Origin of the sequence: Paenibacillus hemerocallicola, from assembly GCF_006265175.1 — a bacterium.
Classification (GTDB): domain Bacteria; phylum Bacillota; class Bacilli; order Paenibacillales; family NBRC-103111; genus Paenibacillus_AB; species Paenibacillus_AB hemerocallicola.
Genome location: NZ_VDCQ01000012.1, coordinates 1 through 24,764, shown reverse-complemented (window position 1 = coordinate 24,764; position 24,764 = coordinate 1). Strand labels below are relative to the sequence as shown.

Annotated in this window: 20 protein-coding genes and 1 pseudogene; all 21 read right to left on the bottom strand. The window is 53.4% G+C overall.

The window, feature by feature from the left end:
- Positions 1 to 2 precede the first annotated feature (2 nt).
- Complete coding sequence (gene yfmF, locus FE784_RS10850; RefSeq protein ID WP_139602346.1) at positions 3 to 1,283, bottom strand: EF-P 5-aminopentanol modification-associated protein YfmF; 1,281 nt, start codon at positions 1,281 to 1,283, stop codon at positions 3 to 5.
- A gap of 136 nt (positions 1,284 to 1,419) precedes the next feature.
- The gene (gene sleB, locus FE784_RS10845; protein WP_139602224.1) at positions 1,420 to 2,226 is read right to left on the bottom strand and encodes a spore cortex-lytic enzyme; all 807 of its coding nucleotides are present in this window, start codon (positions 2,224 to 2,226) and stop codon (positions 1,420 to 1,422) included.
- A gap of 239 nt (positions 2,227 to 2,465) precedes the next feature.
- Positions 2,466 to 5,039, bottom strand: a complete 2,574-nt coding sequence (locus FE784_RS10840; RefSeq protein WP_139602223.1) for an FtsK/SpoIIIE family DNA translocase — start codon at positions 5,037 to 5,039, stop codon at positions 2,466 to 2,468.
- Between the two features lie 178 nt (positions 5,040 to 5,217).
- Positions 5,218 to 5,436 carry a YlzJ-like family protein gene (locus FE784_RS10835; protein WP_139602222.1) on the bottom strand — a complete coding sequence of 73 codons (219 nt, stop codon included), beginning with the start codon at positions 5,434 to 5,436 and terminating at the stop codon, positions 5,218 to 5,220.
- Positions 5,433 to 6,161: a ClpP family protease gene (locus tag FE784_RS10830; protein ID WP_425465539.1), complete on the bottom strand. Its 729-nt coding sequence runs from the start codon at positions 6,159 to 6,161 to the stop codon at positions 5,433 to 5,435. The genes FE784_RS10835 and FE784_RS10830 overlap by 4 nt, the downstream gene beginning before the upstream one ends.
- A gap of 198 nt (positions 6,162 to 6,359) precedes the next feature.
- Positions 6,360 to 8,036, bottom strand: a complete 1,677-nt coding sequence (locus FE784_RS10825; RefSeq protein WP_139602220.1) for a ribonuclease J — start codon at positions 8,034 to 8,036, stop codon at positions 6,360 to 6,362.
- A 195-nt stretch (positions 8,037 to 8,231) separates the two neighbouring features.
- On the bottom strand, positions 8,232 to 9,113 hold the full coding sequence (dapA, locus tag FE784_RS10820) for a 4-hydroxy-tetrahydrodipicolinate synthase (protein WP_139602219.1): 882 nt from the start codon (positions 9,111 to 9,113) through the stop codon (positions 8,232 to 8,234).
- A gap of 147 nt (positions 9,114 to 9,260) precedes the next feature.
- The gene (gene dapG, locus FE784_RS10815) at positions 9,261 to 10,481 is read right to left on the bottom strand and encodes an aspartate kinase (protein WP_139602218.1); all 1,221 of its coding nucleotides are present in this window, start codon (positions 10,479 to 10,481) and stop codon (positions 9,261 to 9,263) included.
- A gap of 67 nt (positions 10,482 to 10,548) precedes the next feature.
- Positions 10,549 to 11,589, bottom strand: a complete 1,041-nt coding sequence (locus FE784_RS10810; RefSeq protein WP_139602217.1) for an aspartate-semialdehyde dehydrogenase — start codon at positions 11,587 to 11,589, stop codon at positions 10,549 to 10,551.
- 35 nt (positions 11,590 to 11,624) lie between these two features.
- Positions 11,625 to 12,227 (bottom strand): dipicolinate synthase subunit B, encoded by a 603-nt coding sequence (locus FE784_RS10805; RefSeq protein WP_139602216.1) that lies wholly within the window; start codon positions 12,225 to 12,227, stop codon positions 11,625 to 11,627.
- Entirely contained in the window at positions 12,224 to 13,123 is a 900-nt protein-coding gene (gene dpsA, locus FE784_RS10800; RefSeq protein ID WP_139602215.1) for a dipicolinate synthase subunit DpsA, read from the bottom strand. Before dpsA ends, FE784_RS10805 begins: the two co-directional genes overlap by 4 nt.
- A gap of 174 nt (positions 13,124 to 13,297) precedes the next feature.
- Positions 13,298 to 13,747 (bottom strand): dUTP diphosphatase, encoded by a 450-nt coding sequence (dut, locus tag FE784_RS10795; protein WP_139602214.1) that lies wholly within the window; start codon positions 13,745 to 13,747, stop codon positions 13,298 to 13,300.
- On the bottom strand, positions 13,731 to 14,990 hold the full coding sequence (locus FE784_RS10790) for a M16 family metallopeptidase (RefSeq protein ID WP_139602213.1): 1,260 nt from the start codon (positions 14,988 to 14,990) through the stop codon (positions 13,731 to 13,733). Before FE784_RS10790 ends, dut begins: the two co-directional genes overlap by 17 nt.
- Positions 14,991 to 15,236: 246 nt before the next feature.
- Entirely contained in the window at positions 15,237 to 16,262 is a 1,026-nt protein-coding gene (locus FE784_RS10785) for a polysaccharide deacetylase family protein (protein ID WP_139602212.1), read from the bottom strand.
- A 314-nt stretch (positions 16,263 to 16,576) separates the two neighbouring features.
- A complete protein-coding gene (gene pnp / locus FE784_RS10780) occupies positions 16,577 to 18,682 on the bottom strand; it encodes a polyribonucleotide nucleotidyltransferase (protein WP_139602211.1) in 2,106 nt (701 codons plus the stop codon).
- Positions 18,683 to 18,899: 217 nt separating this feature from the next.
- A complete protein-coding gene (rpsO, locus tag FE784_RS10775) occupies positions 18,900 to 19,169 on the bottom strand; it encodes a 30S ribosomal protein S15 (protein ID WP_139602210.1) in 270 nt (89 codons plus the stop codon).
- A 181-nt stretch (positions 19,170 to 19,350) separates the two neighbouring features.
- Positions 19,351 to 20,331 carry a bifunctional riboflavin kinase/FAD synthetase gene (locus FE784_RS10770; RefSeq protein ID WP_139602209.1) on the bottom strand — a complete coding sequence of 327 codons (981 nt, stop codon included), beginning with the start codon at positions 20,329 to 20,331 and terminating at the stop codon, positions 19,351 to 19,353.
- A gap of 15 nt (positions 20,332 to 20,346) precedes the next feature.
- Positions 20,347 to 21,288 (bottom strand): tRNA pseudouridine(55) synthase TruB, encoded by a 942-nt coding sequence (gene truB / locus FE784_RS10765; protein ID WP_139602208.1) that lies wholly within the window; start codon positions 21,286 to 21,288, stop codon positions 20,347 to 20,349.
- On the bottom strand, positions 21,285 to 22,283 hold the full coding sequence (locus FE784_RS10760; RefSeq protein WP_139602207.1) for a DHH family phosphoesterase: 999 nt from the start codon (positions 22,281 to 22,283) through the stop codon (positions 21,285 to 21,287). Before FE784_RS10760 ends, truB begins: the two co-directional genes overlap by 4 nt.
- Positions 22,280 to 22,636 carry a 30S ribosome-binding factor RbfA gene (rbfA, locus tag FE784_RS10755; RefSeq protein WP_139602206.1) on the bottom strand — a complete coding sequence of 119 codons (357 nt, stop codon included), beginning with the start codon at positions 22,634 to 22,636 and terminating at the stop codon, positions 22,280 to 22,282. Before rbfA ends, FE784_RS10760 begins: the two co-directional genes overlap by 4 nt.
- A gap of 6 nt (positions 22,637 to 22,642) precedes the next feature.
- Positions 22,643 to 24,460: pseudogene (gene infB / locus FE784_RS10750) on the bottom strand (translation initiation factor IF-2); the annotation flags it as partial.
- Between the last annotated feature and the right edge of the window lie 304 nt (positions 24,461 to 24,764).

The window sequence follows — 24,764 nt, the reverse complement described above, 5'->3', positions numbered from 1 at the left end:
CGTCACTCCCCCTTCCGGTCTCGTAAGAAATAAACGGTATCCAGCTTAACCCGTTCGGCTACCCGACGAATCGCGTCGACGTCGATCCGTTCCACCTGATCGATCAATTCGGATGCGGTACGGGTTTTGCCCGACAGTTGGTTGTTGAAGTCGAGCGAGATCGTTTCGAAAGCCGAGTCCTGGCTTTCCCGCAGCTGGTTCGCGATCATCGCCCGCGTCTGCGACATTTCGAGATCGCTGATTTGCCCTTCGGCCATTTGCCCGAGCTGCTGCTTGATAATGTCTACCGCTTTCTCGTAGTTGGCGAATTCGATGCCGGACTGTATCGTCAAAATTCCCTTATGTCCGTCCAGACGCGACGAAGCGTAATAGGCCAGGCTTTCCTTCTCCCTGACGTTCAAAAACAGCTTGGAATGCGGATATCCGCCCAAAATGCCGTTATACATCAACATGGCCGGATAATCGTCATCCGCATAAGTGACATAGGTGCGAAGCCCCATATTAAGCTTTCCTTGCGTTACGTCCAAACGTTCGACGACCGTATTGACCTGACCCACCTCGCGGTGCTCCGGCTTCAAATCATAGGCCGCGGAGCCCGAGCGCTTCCAGTCGAAGGCGGATTCCAGCAGCGGCTTCACTTGCGCAAGCGTCGTATTGCCTGCCACATATACGTCAATAGGCGAGTCGGCCAGCCATTGCTGGTAAGACGTATACAACGACTCGGGCGTAATGGCGGCCAAATCGTCCGTTTTCCCGAGCGGATGAAGCCGGAATGGCTCATTTTTGCACATTTCTTCGATACACCGTTCCCCGGCGTAACGGATTTTATCGTTTACGATCGCGGCTATGCGCTTGCGCAGCGTTTCCTTCTCCGCTTCGACGTATTTGGCCCGGAACACGCCATTCTCTCGAACCGGATCGGTAATCGCTTCGCCTACGAATTGCAAAGCCTGCTCCAGCATGGAGCCTTGATCGGATACGAAGTCGTCATGAATCATATCCATGCGGAACTGGACGATTTGATAATCTCCCCGTTTGTATACGTCGAAGCCGAAGCCGGCCCCGTACAAATCGTCCTGCCGTTCGCGGAATTGCTTCGTTTCCGGCAGCTTGGACGTTCCTCTGCGCAGGACGAATGGCGCAAGGGCTACCGGCGTTACGGTCGATTCCCTCAAAGGAGTGCCTATGTATACCGAGATGGCGTACGTCTTAAACTGGTCGGTAGGCAAGACGTGCAGCCTTACGTTGCCGATCGTGTCTCGCTCGAAATTGGACTTGTTCAACGGCAATATGCTCCCCTCCTCGATTAATGGTTGACGTGCTTCTACTGCCATTGTATCGACCTCATTTCCATTATATTCTTCCAGAAACAGAAGAAGCAACCTGACCGGTTACTTCTTTCGCCATTCTTATCGTTTATTACTTGCAGAAAATATGCTTGCCGATTTGTTTGACTTGCGGGCGCGTCCAAATCCATTTGGAGGTTGCCGTTTCGGGATTGAAATAGTACAGGCATCCGCCGGAAGGATCGTATCCGTTCAAAGCGTCCTGCACCGCTTTTTTGGCCACATCGTTCGGCGTCAGCCATATTTGCCCGTCCGCGACCGCGGTGAAGGCGCCCGGCTGAAAGATGACCCCGGATATCGTATTCGGGAAGCTGGCCGATTTGACCCGGTTAATAATAACGGCGGCAACGGCGATTTGTCCCACATAAGGCTCGCCGCGCGATTCGCCGTACACGGCATTGGCCATCAGATTGAGATCCTGGTTCGACAATCCGAGCTGATTCGAACCGGAGTACAGCTCGCTTTGCCCCGCTGACGCAGGAGGAGTTTGCTGCGCTTGCCCTTGACCTTGACTAGGTGCGGGCGACGGGGCTGCCGCTCCTTTGCGAGGCGTCCGGTCAGGCGACCATTCCTTGGTCGCTTCCCACAGCTTTACTTTCGTTTTGCCGCCCGCGATGCCGTCCACCTTCATACCGAACTTGTATTGAAAGTTTTTCAAAGACTGCAGCGTGCTGTAGCCGAAATCGCCGTCCACATCTCCGTTGTAAAAACCGAGCATTTTCAACCTGCCTTGAAGCTCATAGACGTCCCCGCCCTTGGTACCGTATTTCAGCTCCGCGTTTCCGAACGTTTGTTCGGAATAAAACTTGTGTTTGACCTGAACCGCGGCCATCAGCAATAAGACGGCGCATATCGTTATGACAACAAGTCGTTTGTTCATGTGGCTATCAACCATCCTCCGCACTGTATTTGGGCCATATTCACGCCTTATTATGACAAAGGGATAGCCGGATTATTCAAAAAAAGGGGGAGCCGGGCCATGCGGAAACCATTCGCGGAAAAGGTTGGGAAACAATGCCGTTCGCGCAATGCTTTTTTACTATCCGTGAACTTTGGTAAAGTAGCTTTGAAAATCGTCAAAAAAAAGCGTTCCGTCTAGTGACGGAACGCAGTAACCTTTCAAGAAGGAATTCGGCTGTGCTGATATTGCTCCATCGTCACAAGCACCTCGCGCGGCTTGCTTCCCTCGTATGGCCCGACAACGCCTTTCGCTTCCAAGGCATCTATGAGGCGGGCCGCCCTTGCATAACCGACCCGCATCCTGCGCTGCAATAACGATACGGAAGCCTGCTTCGCCTCGATGACGACTTGTACGGCCTGATCGTACAGCTCGTCTTCGTATTCGTTCTCGGCATCGGATTGCTCCTCCACCTCCGGCACCATTTCTTCCTGGTAATTGGCCTCCTCCTGATTTTTGCAAAAGCTGACGACAGCTTCGACCTCCTGATCGGACAGAAAAGCGCCTTGCACCCGGATCGGCTTCGATGCCCCCACCGGCAAAAACAGCATATCTCCGCGGCCAAGCAGCTTCTCCGCACCTACCATATCGAGAATCGTACGGGAGTCGACTTGGGAAGAAACGCCGAAGGCGATCCGCGAAGGGATGTTCGCTTTGATCAACCCGGTAATGACGTCTACGGACGGCCTTTGCGTAGCGATAATCAGATGGATACCGGCGGCACGGGCTTTTTGGGCCAGACGGCATATCGAATCTTCCACGTCGCTCGCAGCCACCATCATCAAGTCGGCCAGCTCGTCCAAAATGACCACGATATACGGCATCGACTCGCCTTCCTGCTTCTCGGCGATCATATTGTTATAGCCTTCGATGTTGCGCGTGCCGAATTTGGAAAACAGCTCATACCGTTTTTCCATTTCGCCGACGATTTTTTTGAGCGCGAGCGACGCTCTTCTAGGATCGGTGACGACGGGTGCGAGCAGATGCGGAATACCGTTATACATATTCAGCTCGACCATTTTCGGGTCGATCATCAGAAATTTAACTTCATCCGGCTTCGCTTTGTACAGGATGCTCGTTATGATCCCGTTTACACAGACGGATTTACCGGACCCGGTCGCCCCGGCGACAAGCAGATGGGGCATTTTGGCCAAATTGCCTACGATCGCCTGACCGGATATGTCCCGTCCGAACGCGATCGACAGCTTGGCGTTCGATTCTTGGAAGACGGAGCTTTCCATGACTTCCCGCATCGTCACCATGGCAACCTCGGAATTCGGCACTTCGATGCCGATCGCCGATTTACCCGGGATCGGCGCTTCCATCCGGATATCTTTGGCGGCGAGCGCTAGGGCGATATCGTCGGTCAAGCTCACGACTCTGCTTACTTTGACACCGACATCGGGTTGAATTTCGTATCGGGTAACCGCCGGTCCGCGGACGACGTCCAGCACTTTCGTACGCACGCCGAAGCTCTCCAGCGTCGTCTCCAGTTTGCGGGCAATCGTCTTGTAATCCACCCCGTCGCCGCTCTTGCCCGAATTGCCCGGTTTCGCCAGCAGCGAGAAAGCGGGAAGCACGTAAGGCTTGGCCGGAGGCCGCTCCGGCGGTTGCGCGAACGCAACATCGATTTCTCCCTCGCCTTCTACCGGCAGCTTGATCTTCATCTGATTGGAAGGCGGCTGGTACGCTTGCGGCGCCGGGAGAGCATTTGCCGGTACCGGCGTCATCGGCGGCTCTTCCATCCCAACGTCGGGAAGCTGATCCGGTATATGCTCTTGAAAGTCCCGGATACGCGGAAATTCCGTATCCTCTTCGTCTTCGTCGTCCTTCTCGAATCGGTCGCGCACCGGCCCCGGCCCTTTTTGCGCATCCGCGGAATACACAACCTGCTCGATTGCCGTCTCTTCGGATTCCTCCGTACTCGGCGCATTCTTTTGTTTTTTTTGCAGCAGTTGGAAAAAAACAGGCTTCTTCTTTTCCCTCAAGACGACCGGGCCGGCCAGCTCGTCCTCAAAATCGTCATCTTCCAACGGAATCTGGGGCTGCGTCGCCTTTCGCGTACGAACCGGCTTCGGCTTCTCCGGGCTTTTCATCAGCTGGAACATTTGGGACAGCGTATCCCGCATCCTCATGCCGCTTCCGCGGAACAAGCGCTTCACCTTGCTTGCCATATCGACATAGGACATGCCCGTTACAAGCAGAAAGCCGATCGCGAAAAACGAATATTCGATCAAGCGCGCCCCCAAGTTGTCGAACAGGAAGAACAGACAGGCGTACAATACCGCCCCGATCATGCCTCCTCCGACCTGATTGGACAGCACTTGCTGGTTTTGCGGGCTCAAGCCGTCCAGCAAACTGGACCACGTCTGCCCGACGATCCAGGAGGCGGTCGTGAACTCGCCGTTCGGATCGAGCAGCTGAAACATTGTTATATGGTTCATGATGAGAAACCCGAGGACGATGAGCAGGAAGCCCGATTTGCGAGCCGTCCAGCCGTAGGGCCACCCTCGCCGTATCATGACGTGCAGACCTATGTATATGAAAAAAACAGGAATGACCCAGTCGAATACGCCTAGAAAAAACCGGAATAAATACATCAGCGAACGGGCGACGGATCCTTCGTGAGACAAAGCGATGACGGCAAATATGAGGATGAGGATGCCGTAAAGCTCGAATTTCAGTTGTGTTGAGATCGATCCGTTTCTTCCGCTTTTTTTCCGCCTTTTGGCCATAACCCACACCTCCCGTTCCATGTTAAATGAAGCTGCGCCTTCGCGTTGCTCCGGCTAAAGCGTTATTATTATATCATACTTTCCAAAAAACGGCTCGATTAAAAACACTTGTTCGCTTTTAGGCAAAAAAAAGAGGAGAATAGTCCCCTCTTAGGCAATACCTTGTGATCGCAGCACTTCAACCCGGCTTGAATTCGATCAATTGTCCCGGGGCATAAGACGGATTCAAATAATGAAACGGATCGGGGCTTAATAAACGCACGATTTTACCCTGATAGGAGGATGTCGCCTCCACCTGCATAAGTACCCCGTTCACCGTAATTTCCGTAGTCGCCGGCGGCGGATTGTCCATTCCGTCCAGTACGGTTTCAATGGGAACCTGCGTATACAAAATCATTGAACGAGCGCCCCTTTCATGCTGCGGTATTGCTCGATCCGCGCATTAAGCTGCTTCAACGCCTCCCCTACGCCGCCTACGGCGTCGATGAGCCCGTGCTTTACCGCGTCCGCACCGATTACGGTCGTACCGATATCCCGCGTCAGCTCGCCGGTTTTGAACATCAGCTCTTTCAGCTTCTGTTCGGTTATACCGGAATGGTTCGTTATGAATCGCAGCACGCGCTCTTGCATTTTGTCCAAATATTCGAACGTTTGCGGCACGCCGATCACCATGCCGTTCAACCGGATCGGATGGATCGTCATCGTGGCCGTTTCCGCGATGAAGGAATAGTCTGAAGAAACGGCAATCGGCACTCCGATGCTGTGTCCCCCGCCGAGTACAAGCGTCACCTTCGGTTTGGATAAGGAGGAGATCATCTCGGCAATGGCCAAGCCCGCTTCTACGTCCCCCCCGACCGTATTCAAAATGATCAATATTCCCTCAATCTTGGAGTTTTGTTCCGCTGCGACAAGCTGCGGGATCAGATGCTCGTATTTGGTCGTTTTATTTTGCGGAGGCAGCACGATATGACCCTCCACCTGCCCGATGATGGTCATGCAGTAAATGTTCGATTCCGACGCGGGCGTCGTCGTTTGACCCAACTGCTGGATCGCCTCGACCGTGGCACTTCTTTTCTTGTCCTCGGAAACGTCAGGCTGCTCGGTTTCATTGTTCGGCTTCATAGGCATAACAAACCCTCCTCATGTTGTCTACCTTAGTATGAATGGGGCCGGGATTTTTATCCGATGGTAAAAGCTGGGCTCTATCCGTGCCGTGTTAATCGTCAGGACACAAGAAAAAAGCTTTCCCGGTCTGGCCGAGAAAGCTTTGCATAAACGTGTTCGGGTATCAATGGATTCAGTGACTAGCGCTTTGCCTTGTTACACTTCCATAATTATCGGCAAAATCATTGGTCTTCTTCGGGTTTGTTCATATAAAAATCGTCCGAGTGCATCTTTTACATGGGTCTTCAGCGAAGCCCATTCATTTACATTTTCGGTCATCAACCGGTTTAACGTGCTGCTCACGATCCGGTTTGCTTCGTCGAGAAGGCCTTCGGATTCGCGAACGTATACGAAGCCTCTCGAAATGATATCCGGTCCGGACATGATGGTGCCATCCTGCTTGCTCAGCGTCACGACGACGACCAGAATGCCGTCCTGCGACAGAAGCTTGCGGTCGCGGAGAACGATGTTGCCAACGTCTCCTACGCCCAGTCCATCGATCAGTACGTTGCCGCAAGGAACTCTCGGTCCCCTGCGTGCAATTCCGCCTTGAATCTCAACCGTATCGCCGATATCCACGATGAAAATGTCTTCCCGATCGATTCCGACCGACTCCGCGAGCAATGCGTGCTGGCGAAGCATCCGATATTCGCCGTGAATCGGAATGAAATATTTCGGCTTCATCATATTCAGCATGAGCTTCAATTCTTCCTGGCTTCCGTGCCCGGACACGTGAACGCCGGAAACCGATCCCGGCCCGTATATGACGTTGGCGCCGATCCGGAACAATTCGTCGACCGTACGTCCCACATACCGTTCGTTGCCAGGGATCGGAGTCGCCGCGATGACGACCGTATCTCCCGGCAGTATGTCCACTTTCCGGTGATTGGCGCGAGCCATCCGAGTCAAAGCGGACATCGGCTCGCCCTGGCTGCCGGTAGACAAGATAACAACCCGATCGGCTGCAAGCTTATTTACTTCTTCCGGTTCAATCAGCATGCCGTCCGGTATATGCAAATAGCCGAGTTCGCTTGCGATATTTACGACATTAACCATGCTTCGTCCGATGACCGTCATTTTGCGGCGGGTTGCTTCAGCGGCATTGATAACCTGCTGAATGCGGTGCACGTTCGATGCGAACGTTGCCACGACAACACGCTGCTTCGCCTTGCGGAATACTTCCTCCAGCTCGACGCCTACCGTACGTTCCGAGCCGGTATACCCCGGGCGCTCGGCATTGGTACTGTCCGACAGTAAAGCAAGCACGCCACGGCTGCCGAGATGGGCCATTTTGTGCAAGTCCGCATACTGATCGTTGACAGGGGTCTGATCGAATTTGAAGTCGCCCGTATGAACGACGAGCCCTTCCGGCGTATCGAGACAAACACCGACCGAATCGGGAATGCTGTGATTCGTCTTGAAGAAGGTAGCTTTCATCGAGCCCAGCTGCACTTCCGAATCCGAGTTGATCAAGATCCGTTTCGTTTCACCAAGCAAATTCGCTTCCTTCAGTTTGCCTTCGATCAAGCCGAGCGTAAGCTTCGTTCCGTAGACGGGAACGTTCAACGTCCTGAGGATGTAAGGCAAGCCGCCGATGTGATCCTCATGGCCGTGCGTAATCAAAATCCCTCGGACTTTATCGCGGTTCTCCGTTAAATAAGTGATATCGGGGATTACGATATCGATGCCAAGCATGTCCTCCTCCGGAAACTTCAATCCGGAATCGATTACGACGATGTCGTTGGCATACTGCACGACATACATATTTTTACCGATTTCGCCCACGCCGCCCAGAGCGAAAATGGATACTTTATCTATATTCTTTTTTGACAAGACTAACCCTCCTAGGTTTTTTTGACGACGATCTTTATATTTCCCAGACCAAAGATAACCCGAACCAGTCACTTGTGTCTAATTATACATAAGCGTAATGACGAATACAAGTCGGGTAGTTTTAGCCTCCACCAAAACAAAAAACCGATGCCAGCGGGCATCGGCAGTACTATTCGGAAGGCTGCGACAATCCTTTTATTTTTGGAAAAGAGCCGTAATGAAGCGGCCTTCCTCTTCCGTAGCGGATACGAGGGGCAGTCTCACACCGCCTACCGGGACGCCGCGCAGCCCGAGCGCGTACTTGACGGGAACCGGGTTCGGCACGCGATGCGGGCAATTGAACAGACCGTTGAAAATCGGGCGAAGGCGCGCATGCCATTCCACCGCTTTCTGCACTTCTCCTCCAACGAAAGAACGAACCATCTGCTGCATTTCTTTGCCGATCACATGGCTGGCCACGCTGACGATACCGTATGCTCCGACCGACAGCATCGGCAGCGTCAAAATATCGTCTCCGCTGTACACTTTGAAGCCGTCAGGCGCTTTCCCCGTCAATTCGGATATCAAATCAAAGTCGGAATGGGCTTCCTTCGTCGCGACCACATTCGGCAATTCGGCGAGCTTCAACGTCGTCGAGGCGGAGACGGTTATGCCGGTGCGCGAAGGAATATTATAAAGCATGACCGGAAGCTTCGTCGCTTGAGCGGCCGATTTGAAATGCTCGTAAATTCCGTCCTGGGACGGCCTGTTGTAGTACGGAGCCACGAGAAGTACGCCGTCCACTCCGATTTTCTCGGCCGCCTGGGTCAGATGGATCGTATGGGCCGTATCGTAGCTGCCGGTACCTGCGATAATTTTGCAGCGGCCCTGCGCCTGTTCTACGGCCAGCTTGAACAACCCGAGCTTTTCTTCCTCGGTTAATGTCGGGGACTCCCCCGTCGTGCCGCAAATAACGAGGCTATCGGATTGCTGTTCCTCAATCAAATAGTCGATCAACCGTTTCGCTTGGCTCCAGTCGACCTGAAGCTCCTCATCAAACGGGGTCACCATGGCGGTTATGACTCTTCCGAAATCCACTGCAAGTTCCTCCTCATAGGTTTGCGCAGCAAAGCCGCTTCGATAACTTTTTCTGGCGCAGGCGTCGCGGGCTGCTTTGATCGTAATTCCGAAGTGCCGGAGCAACGCCCTTTTGCATAAATGAGAGCTGGTATGGCATGGGCCCTGTTACGTTCTATCCAGTTGAAACGAGTGATGCAGCGCTTGAATGGCATTTACCATATCCGCTTCCTTCACCAGCACCCATATCGTGGCGTTGGAATCGGCCGACTGCAGAATCGGAATATCCCGCTCGGTCAGAGCTTCGACTATGCGCGCCATAATTCCCGGCACGCCGTTCATGCCTCCCCCGATTACGGACACTTTGGCGCATTCGGTCACGAACTCCGGCGAGTATCCCATACTTTGCAGGACGGCGATTGCACGATCCGATTCATGATGGAAAACCGTATAGGTTACACCCGATATATTCACATTAATAAAGTCTACGCTTATTTTATGGATTGCCATAGCCTTGAAAACGTTCAGCGATAAGTCATACTGGCCTTCCTGCGCGGCTACCTTGATTTGCGTAACCGGAGAGACGTGGGCGATTCCCGTCACGAAACGGTCCTTTAACGACCGGTTGGCAAGTTCCTCATTGTCAGCTTTTGCGACCAGCGTCCCTTCGCCATCGGAAAATGTCGAACGAACGCGAATCGGAATATTGGCCTCCATCGCGATCTCGACCGCTCGCGGGTGAATCACTTTGGCGCCCTGATAAGCCATATTGCATATTTCCGCATAGGTTACTTGTTCAATGGGCTTGGCTTTGTGGACAATTCTCGGATCCGCGGTGTAAATGCCGTCGACGTCCGTAAAAATGTCCACTCGCTCCGCCCGAAGCGCGGAACCGAGCGCCGTGGCGGTCGTATCGCTTCCGCCCCGCCCCAGCGTCGTAATATCGCCCTGGGCCGTCTCGCCTTGAAAGCCCGGAACGATTACAACCTTGCCCTCCGATAAGGCTTGAACGATGCGGGAAGGCTGAATCGATTCGATGCGGGCATCGCCGAACCGATCGTTTGTCCTGATGCCCGCTTGGGCACCGGTCAGCACGACCGTCGGCACGTTGTCCGCTTCGAGCAGGCTGCACATCACGGCGGAGGATATAAGCTCGCCGCAGTGAAGCAGTAAATCTTTTTCCCTTGCGGGAAGGCAGTTTCCGTTGTGGCGAATAAGCTCCAACAATGAATCCGTGGCGTATGGCTCCCCTTTTCTGCCCATTGCGGAAACGACTACGACAAGGTTGTAGGAATCGGCCAATGCCCGTTTGATATGACCGATGGCATAAGATCTGGCTTGAGCGTCGGAGAGGGAAGTTCCGCCGAACTTTTGCACCAAGGTGCGCATAAGCTTCCCTCCAAGCCGGAAAAATCGATTCGCTTTCGACTGCGAACCGACATTCCTTTAGGTACCTCTATTTTTGTTCGATGGCGATATATTCGGCGATTTGCACGGCATTCCATGCGGCACCCTTCAATAGATTGTCGGAGACGATCCACATATTGAGCGCGCGCGGGTTCGACAGGTCGCGGCGGACGCGGCCTACGAACGTTTCCAGCTTGCCCGTCGCATCCGTGGCAAGAGGATATTGCTGTTCGTCCGGATTATCGACGAGTTCGATGCCTGGCGCTTCGGCGATCAGCGACTTCGCTTCCTCCAAATCGAAATCTTGCTTCAATTCAACGTATACGGACTCCGAATGACCATAGACGACCGGAATACGCACGCAAGTCGCCGTTACTTCAAGCGATTCGTCGTCCATAATCTTCTTCGTCTCGTTGATCATTTTCATTTCTTCGTAAGTAAAGCCGTTTTCCGTAAACTTGTCGATTTGCGGAATCGCGTTGAAGGCGATTTGATGTTTGACCGGCAGCGAAGAAACCGGCAAAATGTCCGGACTCGCGTCACGGCCGTCCAGCACTTCCTTCGACTGGCGCAGCATTTCTTGAATCGCCTTGGCTCCGGCACCGGATACGGCTTGATAAGTCGAGACGATAATACGGGAGATGCCATAACGATCGTAAAGCGGCTTGAGCGCTGCAACCATTTGGATCGTAGAACAGTTGGGGTTGGCAATGACGCCTTTATGCTCGCTGATTTTGTCGATATTCACTTCCGGCACGACCAGCGGAGTCTCCGGATCCATGCGGAATGCGCTCGTATTATCGATGCATACCGCTCCATCCTCTATCGCATGGGGTACGAGCTTGCGACTAACGTCACCGCCCGCGCTGAACAAAGCGATATCGATCCCTTTAAAACTTTCAGGAGTCGCTTCCTCGATCGTAACTTCGCGGTCTTTGAACTGTATCTTCGTACCGGCCGAACGCGCGGACGACAGCAGCTTCAGCTCGTTCACCGGAAATTCCCGCTCAGCCAGCAGCCGGATGATTTGCTCACCCACCGCGCCGGTTGCGCCGACTACAGCGACATTGAATCGTTTTTGGTTCGACATTGACTTCGTTCTCCCCTTATGAGTTTGTAAGATGATTATGAGATGATATCCTGGTACCTTTCGATCAGCAGCGGTTGAAGCTGCTTGCCCGAGAGCGCCGCCGCACACGTGTCCATAATCAATTCCATTCGCGCCACTAGCGAATTCGGCTTTTGCGCCGGATTGTCTTGACCGAACGGTACGAAATATATGTTTTTGGCTACGAGGAGCTTGGCGATGTTCGCGGCGTTCAAACCGAGACCGTCGTTCGTGGAAATAGCCAAGACGAGCGGACGCTGGTTTCTCATCTGCGCCTTGGCGGCCATCAGTACCGCGCTGTCTGTCATTGCATTGGCCAATCGGCTGGTCGTGTTGCCCGTGCACGGTGCAATAAGCAAAACGTCCAGCAGTTTGGAGGGACCGAGAGGCTCGGCATCCACAATCGAAGAAATGATATCATTCCCCGTTATATGTTTCAACTGTTGCTGCCAATTTTCCGAGGTTCCGAATCGGGTATCCGTCGTCATGAGCGTGTTCGATGCGATCGGAATGACCCGTGCGCCCGCGTCAACGAAACGTTGTATATGGGGCATTGTCTCGGCAAACGTACAGTGAGAGCCGGTCAAGGCGAACCCGACCGTTTTCCCTGTCCAATTCATTGCGCATTCCTCCCGGTTGTTACGTCTTCCAAGATCAGCTGACTTACGGTGTTCGCAATAATGCGGCCGGCTGTTTTCGGTGCGACGATTCCGGGAAGTCCGGGTGCAAGCATTGCCTTGACGCCACGCTTTTCCGCGAAGCGGAAATCGGTGCCGCCGGGTCTCGACGCGAGGTCGATAATAACGGCTCTGTGCGGCATGTTGGCAATAATTTGCGCTGTGACTATCATAGTCGGAATCGTATTAAAAAGCAAGTCGATATTGGCCACCTCGTGCGACAATTCGCCCAAGTAAAACGGCGTAAAACCCATCTCCCAGGCCCTCGCAAAATGCTCCGCCCGGCGGATGCCCACGCTCACTTTTGCCCCCAAACCTTGAAGCGTGCGCGCCATCGTCAGACCCGTCCGCCCCAGCCCCAGCACCATGCAATTGGAGCCGTGAATCGTGATGTCGGTATTTTGAATCGCCATCATGAGAGCGCCCTCTGCCGTAGGTATGGAGTTGTAAATAGCGACGTCATCGCGATCCAGCAGCTCGACCAACTGGACGTTGTGGTCGGAGCACAGCTTCTTCAAGTATGGCTTTGCCATTCCGGTGTATACTTTCGCATGTTGCGGCAATGCGGCCAGATGCTCCTCCTTGAATACCATATCCGTCGTGGAAAAAATGGATTCGACGACACCGCTGTCGTCCGTACCGACAACGGGCAAAATGACCGCGTCGGACTTCTCCAACGCTTCCGGGGAAAATGCCGCTTTCGTGACCCCGCTGTACAAATTTTGCAAATTGTCAAACCCGATCAGGGTGACGGCCGCGTCCAGCTCCGAAAACTTCTGGATCACTTCCAGTTGGCGAGCGTCTCCTCCGATCAACGTAACTTGTATGCCGGTCAGCATGTTTACACCCCTTTCGTTCGCCAAGTATACGACATCTTATGCTCGCGGTACGGAATGGGTTACAGCCTACGACTCTCTCAACGTATATTCGATAGCCTCGTTACGGCACAAAAAAAATCGCCTATCTTCCTAATAAAAGGAAAGGCGATTTTATCGTCTATCGATTGAACGTTCTTACTGCACCCCGGTATGACCGAAGCCTCCGGCCCCTCGGACCGTTTCGTCCAAATCGGCAACTTCCGCTATGCCGACGGAAGGCACCGCTTGAAACACCATTTGGGCAATCCGTTCGTTCCGTTCGATCGTAAACGGCGATTGTCCCAGATTGATCAGCAGCACTTTAATTTCCCCGCGATAATCGGCGTCGATCGTCCCCGGCGTGTTCAAGCATGTAATGCCGTGTTTCAAAGCGAGTCCGCTGCGCGGACGAATTTGCGCTTCCAGCTCTCCGGGCATTGCAATCGCGACCCCGGTAGGGACTAGCTTCCGCTCTCCGGGATTCAACGTGACTGGCTCCGGTACGGCAGCGTATAGATCGAAGCCGCTTGCGAGTGCGGACATTTTCTGCGGGAGATGCACGTCTTCGCAGCCGGGCAACCGTTTCAGCTTAACTTGGAATGACAAGGGAATCCCTCCTGAACGACTGGATCGCTTTATCCGATTTGCCTACCATGGCCAACGCGAACGGCTGCGCGAACAATTGATTGACCAGCGTTCTGATATCTTCCTGGGAAACACCGTCGATCATCGCCAATATTTCGTCCAGCGTGTGATGTTTGCCGAGCATAAGCTCGTTTTTGCCGAGGCGGTTCATCCGGCTGCTCGTGCTTTCCAGGCTGAGGATAAAGCTGCCTTTCAGCTGCTCCTTTCCTTTGCGGAGTTCCTCCTCCGTCAACCCGTTAGCCGCTACGCCAGCCAGCACGTCCATCGTTACCTTGAGCACTTCATCGGTTTGCTTCGGCGCGGTGCCCATATAGATCGTAAACAGGCCGCTGTCGATATGCGCGGAATGGTACGAGTATACGGAGTATGCCAGCCCCCGTTTCTCGCGGATTTCTTGAAACAAATACGAGCTCATTCCGCCACCGATCAGATTGTTTAGCAGGATCATCGGATACAGCATCGGATCGTGCAGCGAAAAACCGGGAAGTGCAAGGCAAATATGGTTTTGCTCGGTTTTCTTGGAATGAAAAAGCGACTGGCCGGAATATTGGGGAGCGATCAAATTCGCTTCGATGCCTACGTTCCGGTAAGAACCAAAGTGACGCTCGAGCAAATCCGTGACGCTCTCGTCAATATTGCCGGCCATGCCGATTACGATATTCGGAATCGAATAGTAATCCTTCATATATTGCCTGAGCGTCTCCGGCTGCATCGCACGCAAATTTTGCTCGGTGCCGAGAATCGAATAAGCGAGCGCGTGATCGTTGTAGGCCGCTTTGGAGATCATATCGTGCACCAAATCGTCAGGCGTATCGTCATACATCGAGATTTCCTCTAAAATGACGTTGCGTTCTTTATCCAATTCCGCTTGATCAAACTTGGAGTTGAAGAACATGTCGGAAAGCACGTCGACGGCGATAGGCAAATGCGTATCGAGCACTTTGGCATAATAGCACGTGTATTCCTTTGCCGTGAAGGCGTTCACGTTCCCGCCGATACCGTCGAATATTTCCGCGATATCTTTGGCCGAGTAACGCTGCGTACCTTTGAACAGCATATGCTCGATAAAATGCGATATCCCGCTGTTCGCCGCTCCTTCATTCCGCGAACCGGTTTTTATCCAAATTCCGAATGAAACGGAACGGTAGGTCGGGATTTGTTCCGCGACGATTCGCAATCCGTTGCTCAACGTCTTTTTGATCAAAATGGGGCTCCCCCTTATTGTGGAAACGTAGTAGTCGAATACTGCAGCTTAGGATGAATACGTTGTTGAATACAACAACGAAGGGCTGTAGATTTGGAGTGGACGCAATATCAGTAAGCACTTTCGTTCGCTTCATTATGTCGGTTCCTTTATCGTAGCAATTCAAGTTGCGGGACCGCGCTTCAAGGGCTGGAACCGACGCAATATCAGTAAGCACTTTCGTTCTTACTGATATTATCAAAAATATCACTCAGTCTCAACCTTTGGGGCCCTGTCCGAGGAGATTAATTCGGATACGGTTCCCAAACTGAGATTTTTGCGTTTGATTTCGGCGATCATCCCCGCCAAAGCACCGGACGACGAAGCCGTAGGATGCATCAGGATCATCGAGCCGGGCTCCACGCGCGCCGCGATTTTTCTGACGATCGATTCCGATGTGGGCTTCATCCAATCAACCGTGTCGACCGTCCACAATATCGTCTTCAAATTCATTTCGTGGGCCACTTTGACCGTCAAATCGTTGAAATCCCCGGATGGCGGCGCAAAAAGAGTATTGTCGACGCCCAGCTTCTCCTTCAACAGCTGCTGGGTGCGGTCGATTTCCTTGACCATTTCTTCACGCCCCAGCGTGCTCATGTTTTTATGAGAGTAGGCGTGGTTGGACAGCTCATGCCCTTTTTGCTGAATGACCTGGGCGGTCTCGATATTTTTATTCAACCAGGATCCGTCGAAGAAAAAGGTTGCGCGCACTTTCTCTCTCTCCAGCACGTCCAGCATAGGACCGATAAACTCGTTGCCCCAAGCCACATTGATCATAAGCGCGGCCATCGGCTTTTTGGGGTTGCCCTTGTAGATCGGCTGAGCGCCCAGATCCTCCAATCGAACGGACGGCGCAACCTCTTTGTATACAAACGGGATTTCCTTCTCCCCGCGCTGCTGCTTAGCCAAGCTCAATGTTTTCTCTACGTCTACCTCAATGCCGTTATAACCCGGAATAGCCTTCCATACCCGATCCAGTCTGGCATCGACAGGAGCTTCCTTCCGTTTCTCCGCTTCTTCCATAATCGTCGCGAGCAGCTGCTCGTCGTTCGGCGATGTCGCAGTCATTTTCGATTCAGGATCGGATACAACCCACGGCTGCACGTATTCGTAAGCGGTTCCCGATCGCTTGTCGAGCGAGTTGACGAAGGTGTCCAAACTGCTCGATTGGAGTAAGCCCCAGGTGACTAGACTTAGCGTTCCCCCTACAAAAATCCATTTATTCCATGACATATTCGATACCCCGATCCAAAGGTTTGTACCATATTATGCCGGACAACCCCGGGTTATGTCCAAGTTTTCCTTTATGAACCGACTTGCGGCGCCAGCCGGTTATAGCTGCAATAAGAAAAACGTCTATCGACGTATTTCAAGGATGAGCAACCGCGATTTAGTGGTAGTTTTCCTTGGTTCACAATTTCACAGTCCGCTTTATCGAAGAATCGCTTTGTCGCTTTAGCGAACTTAAACATTCTGAAACGATAAAAAAAGAGACAGACTGCTCTGGCTCTTTGTATGGATCGATTGTATTCGGTTTTACCGCCTTATTAGCTTTGGGCAGGAACTTGAGGCGCGGCCAACGTTGCTTTGCGCGACAAATTGACGCGGCCTTGATTGTCGATTTCGGTTACTTTAACCGTAATTTGATCGCCGATCTTCACGGCATCTTCGACTTTGGCTACACGCTCGGTGGACAGCTGGGAAATGTGGACGAGTCCGTCTTTGCCCGGTAAAATTTCCACGAATGCGCCAAATTTCTCGATGCGTCTGACCGTCCCGAGGTAAGTTTCCCCTACGACGACTTCGCGGACGATTCCTTCGATAATCGACTTGGCCTTCTCGTTCATCTCCGCGTTGGACGAAGCGATGAACACGGTGCCGTCCTGCTCGATATCGATCTTGACGCCCGTTTCCTCTATGATCTTGTTGATGATTTTGCCGCCTGCACCGATAACCTCGCGGATTTTGTCCGGGTTGATGTGCATGATAATAATTTTCGGCGCGTATTGCGAAAGTGCTTTTCTCGGCTCGCTGATCGATTCCATCATTTTTCCGAGAATGAAGATGCGCCCTTCTTTAGCTTGAGCCAGCGCTTGATTCAAAATCGCGCGATCGATGCCGTCGATTTTGATATCCATTTGGATGGCCGTGACACCAGCGGGAGTTCCTGCTACTTTAAAGTCCATATCGCCGAGGTGATCTTCCATGCCTTGGATGTCGGTCAAGATCGAGAAGTGGCTTCCGTCCTTGATCAATCCCATGGCTACGCCGGCTACAGGAGCCTTGATAGGTACTCCGGCATCCATCATGGCAAGCGTGCTTGCGCAGATGCTCGCCTGCGAGGTGGAACCGTTGGATTCCAACACTTCGGATACCAGACGGATCGTGTACGGGAATTCGGCTTCCGGAGGAAGAACTTTCGAGAGGGCCCGTTCACCCAAAGCGCCATGTCCGATTTCGCGGCGTCCCGGTGCGCGAAGCGGTCTTGCTTCGCCTACGCTGAACGGCGGGAAATTGTAGTGGTGCATAAACCGTTTCGTTTCTTCCAAGTCCAAGCCGTCCAAAATTTGCACGTCGCCGAGCGCGCCAAGCGTACAAATGCTCAAAGCTTGAGTTTGCCCGCGGGTAAACAAGCCGGATCCATGCGTACGAGGCAAAATCGCGGTATCGCAGTCGATCGGACGAATTTCAGCCAAAGCGCGGCCATCCGGGCGCACTTTGTCATGCGTAATAAGGCGGCGCACTTCTTCTTTGACGATATCGTAAAGCACTTCCTTGACGTCCTTCAGCTTCTCGGGCGCCTCGGCATACGCTTGAGCAAAATGCTCGACCGCTTCCGCATTAATGGCATCGATCGCCTCTTGACGCGCATGCTTCTCCGGAATGCGAATCGCTTCGACAAGTCCGGCGCTGGCGTGCGCGCGTACTTCGGCATTGACCTGCTCGTCTACGGCGTGCAGTCTTACTTCCATTTTCGGCTTGCCGGCTTCGGCAACGAACTGCTCCTGAATGGCTACGATTTTTTTGATCTCTTCGTGTCCGAACATGATCGCTTCGAGCATATCCTCTTCCGAAACTTCGTTCGCCTCGGCTTCCACCATCATGATGGCGTCTTTCGTACCGGCGACGACCACGTACATGTCGCTCTTTTCTTCCTGCTCGTGATTCGGATTAATGATGAACTGGCCGTCGATTCGACCGACGATAACGCCTCCGATCGGACCGTTAAACGGAACGTCGGAAACGGATAACGCAGCCGATGTCCCAATCATAGCGGCAATCTCCGGCGAGCAATCCTGATCGACGCTCATGACCATGGCGACGATCTGCACGTCATTGCGGAAGCCTTCCGCAAACAGAGGGCGAATCGTACGGTCCGTCAAACGTCCCGCCAAAATAGCCTTCTCGCTCGGACGGCCTTCCCGCTTGATGAAGCCTCCAGGAATTTTCCCTACGGCGTACAACCTCTCCTCGTAGTTCACCGTCAACGGAAAAAAGTCCAAGTCCTTCGGTTCGCTCGAAGCGGTAACGGTACAAAGCACCACGGTCTCGCCGTAGCGGACCAGTACGGCGCCATTCGCCTGCTTGGCAAGACGTCCCGTCTCCATTTCCAATGGGCGTCCTCCAAGGTTCATGCGCACCTTCTTTTCCATATAATCCCTCCTGCTCTTATGTAAGTTTTGGTTGCGACTCTCCCTAATTCTGCATACCAACCAGTATTTCCTTCTTGCACAAGAAAATTCCCCCGAAAGCGACGGAGGCGACCGAAGCAAATTCCGATTTCTTTCTGGGGGGTTCCCCAAGCTCGATTTTTAAGAAAAAAACAACCGTTCGGCGCAGGCCGACAAGGTTGTTTTTGTCCTAAACACATTATCTGCGAAGTCCGAGACGTTCGATCAATGCGCTGTAGCGGCTAACATCTTTGTTTTTCAAGTATGCCAGCAGCTTGCGGCGTTGACCTACCATTTTCAACAGCCCGCGACGAGAATGATGATCCTTCTTGTGCGTGCGCAGATGGTTGGTCAAGTTCACGATGTTTTCCGTAAGGATAGCGATTTGCACTTCCGGAGAACCCGTATCGGATTCATGGTTTTTGTAATCCTGGATCAATTGCGTTTTGCGTTCTTGGGTCAATGCCATCCTGTTCACCTCCCTATTCGTCAAATAATCGCCGTTAGCCCAGAAGAAGACGGTGAGATCAAACTACCGAGCCAAGGTTCAATACTCATTGCCTTGCAACAGTCATGGCAACGAAAATTAGTATAGCACATTTGCCGGGGCAAAGTAAATGTCCGCCGTCGGCGGATTATTCGGGAGTCGATCAAGACAATCCGTTCATAAGAGGATTGGCCGTCTTCTGTGCCGAATACCCGATCCGCTCCTTCGCCGTTATCACGTCATTGGCGATTTGGGCGATCAGCTCGTCGATCGAGGCGAACTTCCGTTCGGGCCTGATATAGGAGAGCAGCTCCAGCTTGACGGATTCTCCATAGATCGTATGGCCGAAATCGAAAAGATGAGCCTCCAGCGATCGTTGCGCCGCATCTTCGAACGTCGGCTTCGTCCCGATATTCATAACTCCGTAATAGGCTTGTCCGGACCATTCTAAACGTATCGCGTAGACGCCGTTCATCGGGACGACGTACGGTCCGTCCAGCTCGATATTCGCCGTAGGAAATCCGATCTGTCTCCCTCTGGCGGCCCCGTGCACGACTTTTCCCGACAAGGAATAGCGGCGTCCGAGAAGATGCTCGACTCTGGCTACGTCGCCCCGCTCCAGATGATCTCGGATAAGCGTACTGCTTACCTTGACGCCGTCCATATGATAGGGACGCACGACTTCTACGGCAAATCGGCCCGCAGCCAGCTCGCATAAAATATCGGGATCGCCGCTGACGTTATGGCCGAACCTGAAATCGAATCCGACGACAACGGTACTAACCTGAAGCTTTACAAGCAGCTCTTCGACGAATTGCGAAGGGCTTATTTGCGAGAAGGACGTGTCGAAATTCATAATATAGGCGACGTCAACCCCGGCTTCCGCGAACAATTCCAGCTTCTCCCTCAGCGGGGTGATGTGCCGGACGTATTTGCTCTGCCCGAGCACCTCGCGCGGGTGCGGATGGAACGTCATGATGGCGGCCGGCAAACGAAGCCTCCCGGCCGATTCCACCGCTCTTCGGATGACCTCGCGATGCCCCAGATGGAACCCGTCGAAATCCCCGATCGCCAATACTTGTCCGCCCTCGGGCATACCCGGAAGCGGAAACGATGCCGGATAGTGTACAGTTATAGATTGCATGTCAGCTCTCACCTGCTAATCGGCGTCATTCCGAGATCCGCTTGACGCAAACACTTTCTCGGGACGCAACATTTCGCGTTCGCGATCGACCTGAAACAGGCCGATGAACGTTCCTTGCGGGCCATACATACGAACCAAATGTCCGGCTTCCGGCAATACCCGGCTTGCCGGAAAAGGGATCGTCTTGCCTTGCATCGCATGAATCGCTTCCTCTTCCGTTACGGTACATTCAGGCAAGTGGGTAGCGAGGCGATCCGCCGGGATAATGACCGGCGCCAAACTTCCCGATCGGTGCAATTCTTCGATTTGCTCCAGACTCAAACATCGGTCAAGTGATATGGAGCCCGCACGACTGCGCACCAAATCGGTCATTACGGCCGGATAGCCGAGCGCTCTGCCGATGTCCACGCAAAGCGTGCGGATATAAGTGCCTTTGGAGCATAGGACGCGGAAGCGGATCTTCGGATATTCGGCTTGCAGGTCGAGACCGAGAGTCTCTATCTCGTAAATGTCGACCTTTCTGGCTTTCCGTTCGATCTCTTTTCCTTCCCTCGCCAACTCATATAGCTTTTTTCCGCCGACCTTTACCGCAGAATACATCGGCGGCACTTGCTCAATCGTTCCTGCGAAAGAGGCTAGCGTCCGGCGAATCTCATCTTCCGTCAAGAAGACTTGTCCCGGCTGATGCCGTTCGATCGTCTCGCCGGTCCAATCCTCCGTATCGGTCGAATATCCGATACAAAGCTCGGCTTCGTACTGCTTGGGCAGCTCTTGTATGTACTCGACGAATCGGGTGGCTCTGCCCAGACAAAGCGGCAGAACGCCGGTCACCTGGGGATCCAACGTGCCGGTATGGCCGATCCGTTTCATCCCGAGTACCCGGCGCATTTTCGCCACCACATCGTGCGAGGTGAAGCCGGCCGGTTTGTTAACCGGCAATACACCCTCGTATATCATTGCAATGATTGCCCTACTTCCTTTATAACTTGCGCGACGATATCCTGCAGCTCTCCGACAAGCGTACAGCCGGAGGCGCGAACATGCCCTCCTCCGCCGAACAGCTTGGCGATGGCGGCCACATCCGCAGTGCCGTTGGAACGAAAGCTGACCTTAACCGTTTGCTCATCCGTTTGCTTGAACAACAGCCCTACCTCGACCCCTTCGATGTTGCGGGGATATAGGATAAGTCCTTCCATATCTTCCGATGTGGCTCCCGTAAGGCGTATATCGTCCTGCGATACGGTAATCCAGCTAACTTTATTATCGAAAGCGAACGACAGCGTGCCGAGCGCCCGCTTCAATACGGTAATGTGCGAAAACGTAATCTTCTCCAGCACCTGCTCCGCGACGCGGTGACCCGCAACTCCGACGGCAAGCAGCTCCGCAGCGATTTTCATCACTTTAGGCGTCGTATTGGAATAACGAAACCCTCCCGTATCGGTTAAAAGCCCCGTATATAAGGCTGTCCCGAATTCGAGCGTCAGCGGCACGCGCATTTCCACCGCCAAATCGTAAAGGACTTCGACGGTAGCGGCCGCATCTTCGCGAATCAGATGAACGTCGCCAAAATAATCGTTCGTCGCATGATGATCGATGTTGAGTACTTGTACATCTTCCGCGAACAGCTCCCGAACTTTGCCGATCCGCGAGGCGTCTGCGCAATCGACGCTGATGACGAACCGGAATCGTTCTTCCGGCTGCTGTTCATCGTAACGCAGCAACCGGTCGAACCCCCATATATAACCGAACTTGTCCGGAGTCTTGCCCTCGTTGATCATCACATACCGTTTGTCTAGGCATTCCAGCAGCCATCCTACCGCCAGCGTAGAGCTGGCTGCGTCGCCGTCGGGGTTTACGTGCGCAACGACCAGAAATCGGTCGTTCGATTCGATGAACGCCCGGGCGGCGGCCAGCTGTTCCGGATAAGGACGAGCGTGGAGGGAGGCCGTCATACGCCCGTATTCCCGTTATTGATTTTATTCAACAGCTCGTCGATACGGCTGCCGTACTCGATGGAAGAATCGAACTGGAACTGCAGCTCCGGCGTAATGCGAAGCCGGATCCGCTTGCTGAGCTCGGAGCGGATAAATCCGGTCGCTTTCGCAATCGCTTTGAGCGAATCTTCCTTTTGCTGCTCGGTTCCGAGTACGCTCAGAAACACTTTGGCTTGAGACAAATCGTTCGTCACATCGACTCCGGTTACGGTTATGAAACCGACGCGCGGATCTTTCAGCTCCGATTGCAAAATTTGACTCAATTCTTTTTTAATTTGCTCGCCGACACGGCCGACACGTACTTTTGCCATCCGTCATCACCTTTCTACGGTTTCCATCACGAACGCCTCGATGACGTCCCCTTCTCTAATATCGTTAAATTTCTCGATGGAAATACCGCACTCATACCCTTGTGCCACTTCGCGCACGTCGTCCTTAAATCGCTTCAGCGAGTCGACTTTGCCCGTAAATACGACAATGCCTCCGCGGATGACGCGCAGCTCCGCAGCACGGGTGATTTTGCCCGAAGTGATCATGCATCCGGCAATCGTACCGATTTTGGTCACTTTGAACAGATTGCGCACTTCGGCCTGGCCGATGACTACTTCCTTGTACACCGGATCCAGCATGCCCTTCATCGCTTGCTCGATCTCTTCGATCACTTTGTAGATGATGCTGTGCAATCGGATGTCGACCTTTTCCTGCTCCGCCGTTGCCATCGCGGCCGGCTCCGGACGTACGTTGAAGCCGATGATGATGGCATTCGACGCCGACGCGAGGATGATATCCGATTCGGTGATCGCACCGACGCCGTTGTGAAGAATTTTGACGCGGACGCCTTCGACTTCGATTTTCGCCAGCGACCCTTTGAGCGCTTCGACGGACCCTTGAACGTCGCCCTTGATAATGACGTTCAAATCTTTGATCTCGCCGTCTTTGATGTGTTTGTACAGATCGTCGAGCGTGACGCGGCTGTTCGCGCCCATCGTCGATTGGCGATGCGTCGTCATCCGTCTTTCCGCGATCGCTCTTGCTTTCCGTTCGTCTTCGAACGCCAGGAACGGATCGCCGGCCTGCGGCACCTCGGTAAGACCGGTTATTTCGACCGGCGTGGACGGTCCCGCTTCTTTCAGACGGCGGCCCTTGTCATTAACCATTGCCCGAACGCGGCCGAAACATACGCCCGCCACGAAGGCGTCTCCGATTTTCAACGTACCGTGCTGGATCAATATACGGGCAACCGGGCCCTTTCCTTTGTCCAACTCCGCCTCGATGACCGTACCTCTCGCCCGTTTGTTCGGGTTTGCTTTGAATTCTTGTACTTCCGCGACGAGCAGGATCATCTCGAGCAGTTCTTCCAAGCCCTGCTTTTGCTTCGCCGAAATGTTGACGAAGATCGTATCTCCGCCCCACTCTTCCGGAACGAGGTTGTACTCGGTCAATTCCTGCTTGATTTTGTCCGGATTGGCGTCCGGCTTGTCGATTTTGTTCACCGCTACGATAATCGGCACGTTAGCCGCTTTCGCGTGGCTGATCGCTTCGACCGTTTGCGGCATGACACCGTCATCCGCCGCAACGACGATAATCGTAATATCCGTAACTTGGGCTCCGCGCGCGCGCATCGAAGTGAACGCTTCGTGCCCCGGTGTATCCAGAAACGTAATTTTTTTGTTTTTGATCTCGACCTGATAGGCTCCGATATGCTGGGTAATGCCTCCGGCTTCGCCTTCCGACACGTTCGTCTGGCGAATGGCATCGAGCAGCGTCGTTTTACCATGGTCAACGTGACCCATAATCGTTACGACTGGCGGCCGCTCGAGCAAATCCTCGGCCTCGTCCTTCTCCTCGATCGTCTCGAAGTTATCTTCTTCGACCGGAAGCTTGACTTCGACTTCGACTTTGAACTCGCCCGCGACCAGCAGGATCGTATCGAGCTCCAGCTCCTGGTTGATCGTCGCCATCGTGCCGAGGAACAGCAGCTTTTTGATAACCTCGGAAGCGTCCTTATGAAGCAATTTGCAAAGATCGCCTACGGTCATCGAACCCCGCACGATTATTTTCTTCGGCGTGTTGTCGATTTTTTCTTTGCGCACTGGCTCCTGACCTCTGCCTCTGCCGCCTTGCTTGCCGCCTCTGAAGCCTGCTCCGCCCGATCTGTTGTTCTGGGTCGGCTTCGGCTTTTTCGACGTTTTCACGTTTGAATTTACGTTAATGTCGTCCAGATTCTCTACGGTTGTACGGATTACTTCCGCTTTATTGAATCGTGGATCGGCATTTTTCAATGCACTCGCCCGGTCTCTGTCTTGATAGCTCCGATCGCGGTCGGTACGAGGAGGCGCTGTACGCGGAGCCGCTGTAGGCTGGACGGCTGCCGGCGGTCTTGCTCCACCTGCTTGCTGCGGACGGCTCCCTCCTTGACCCCCTTGCGGGCGATCTCCG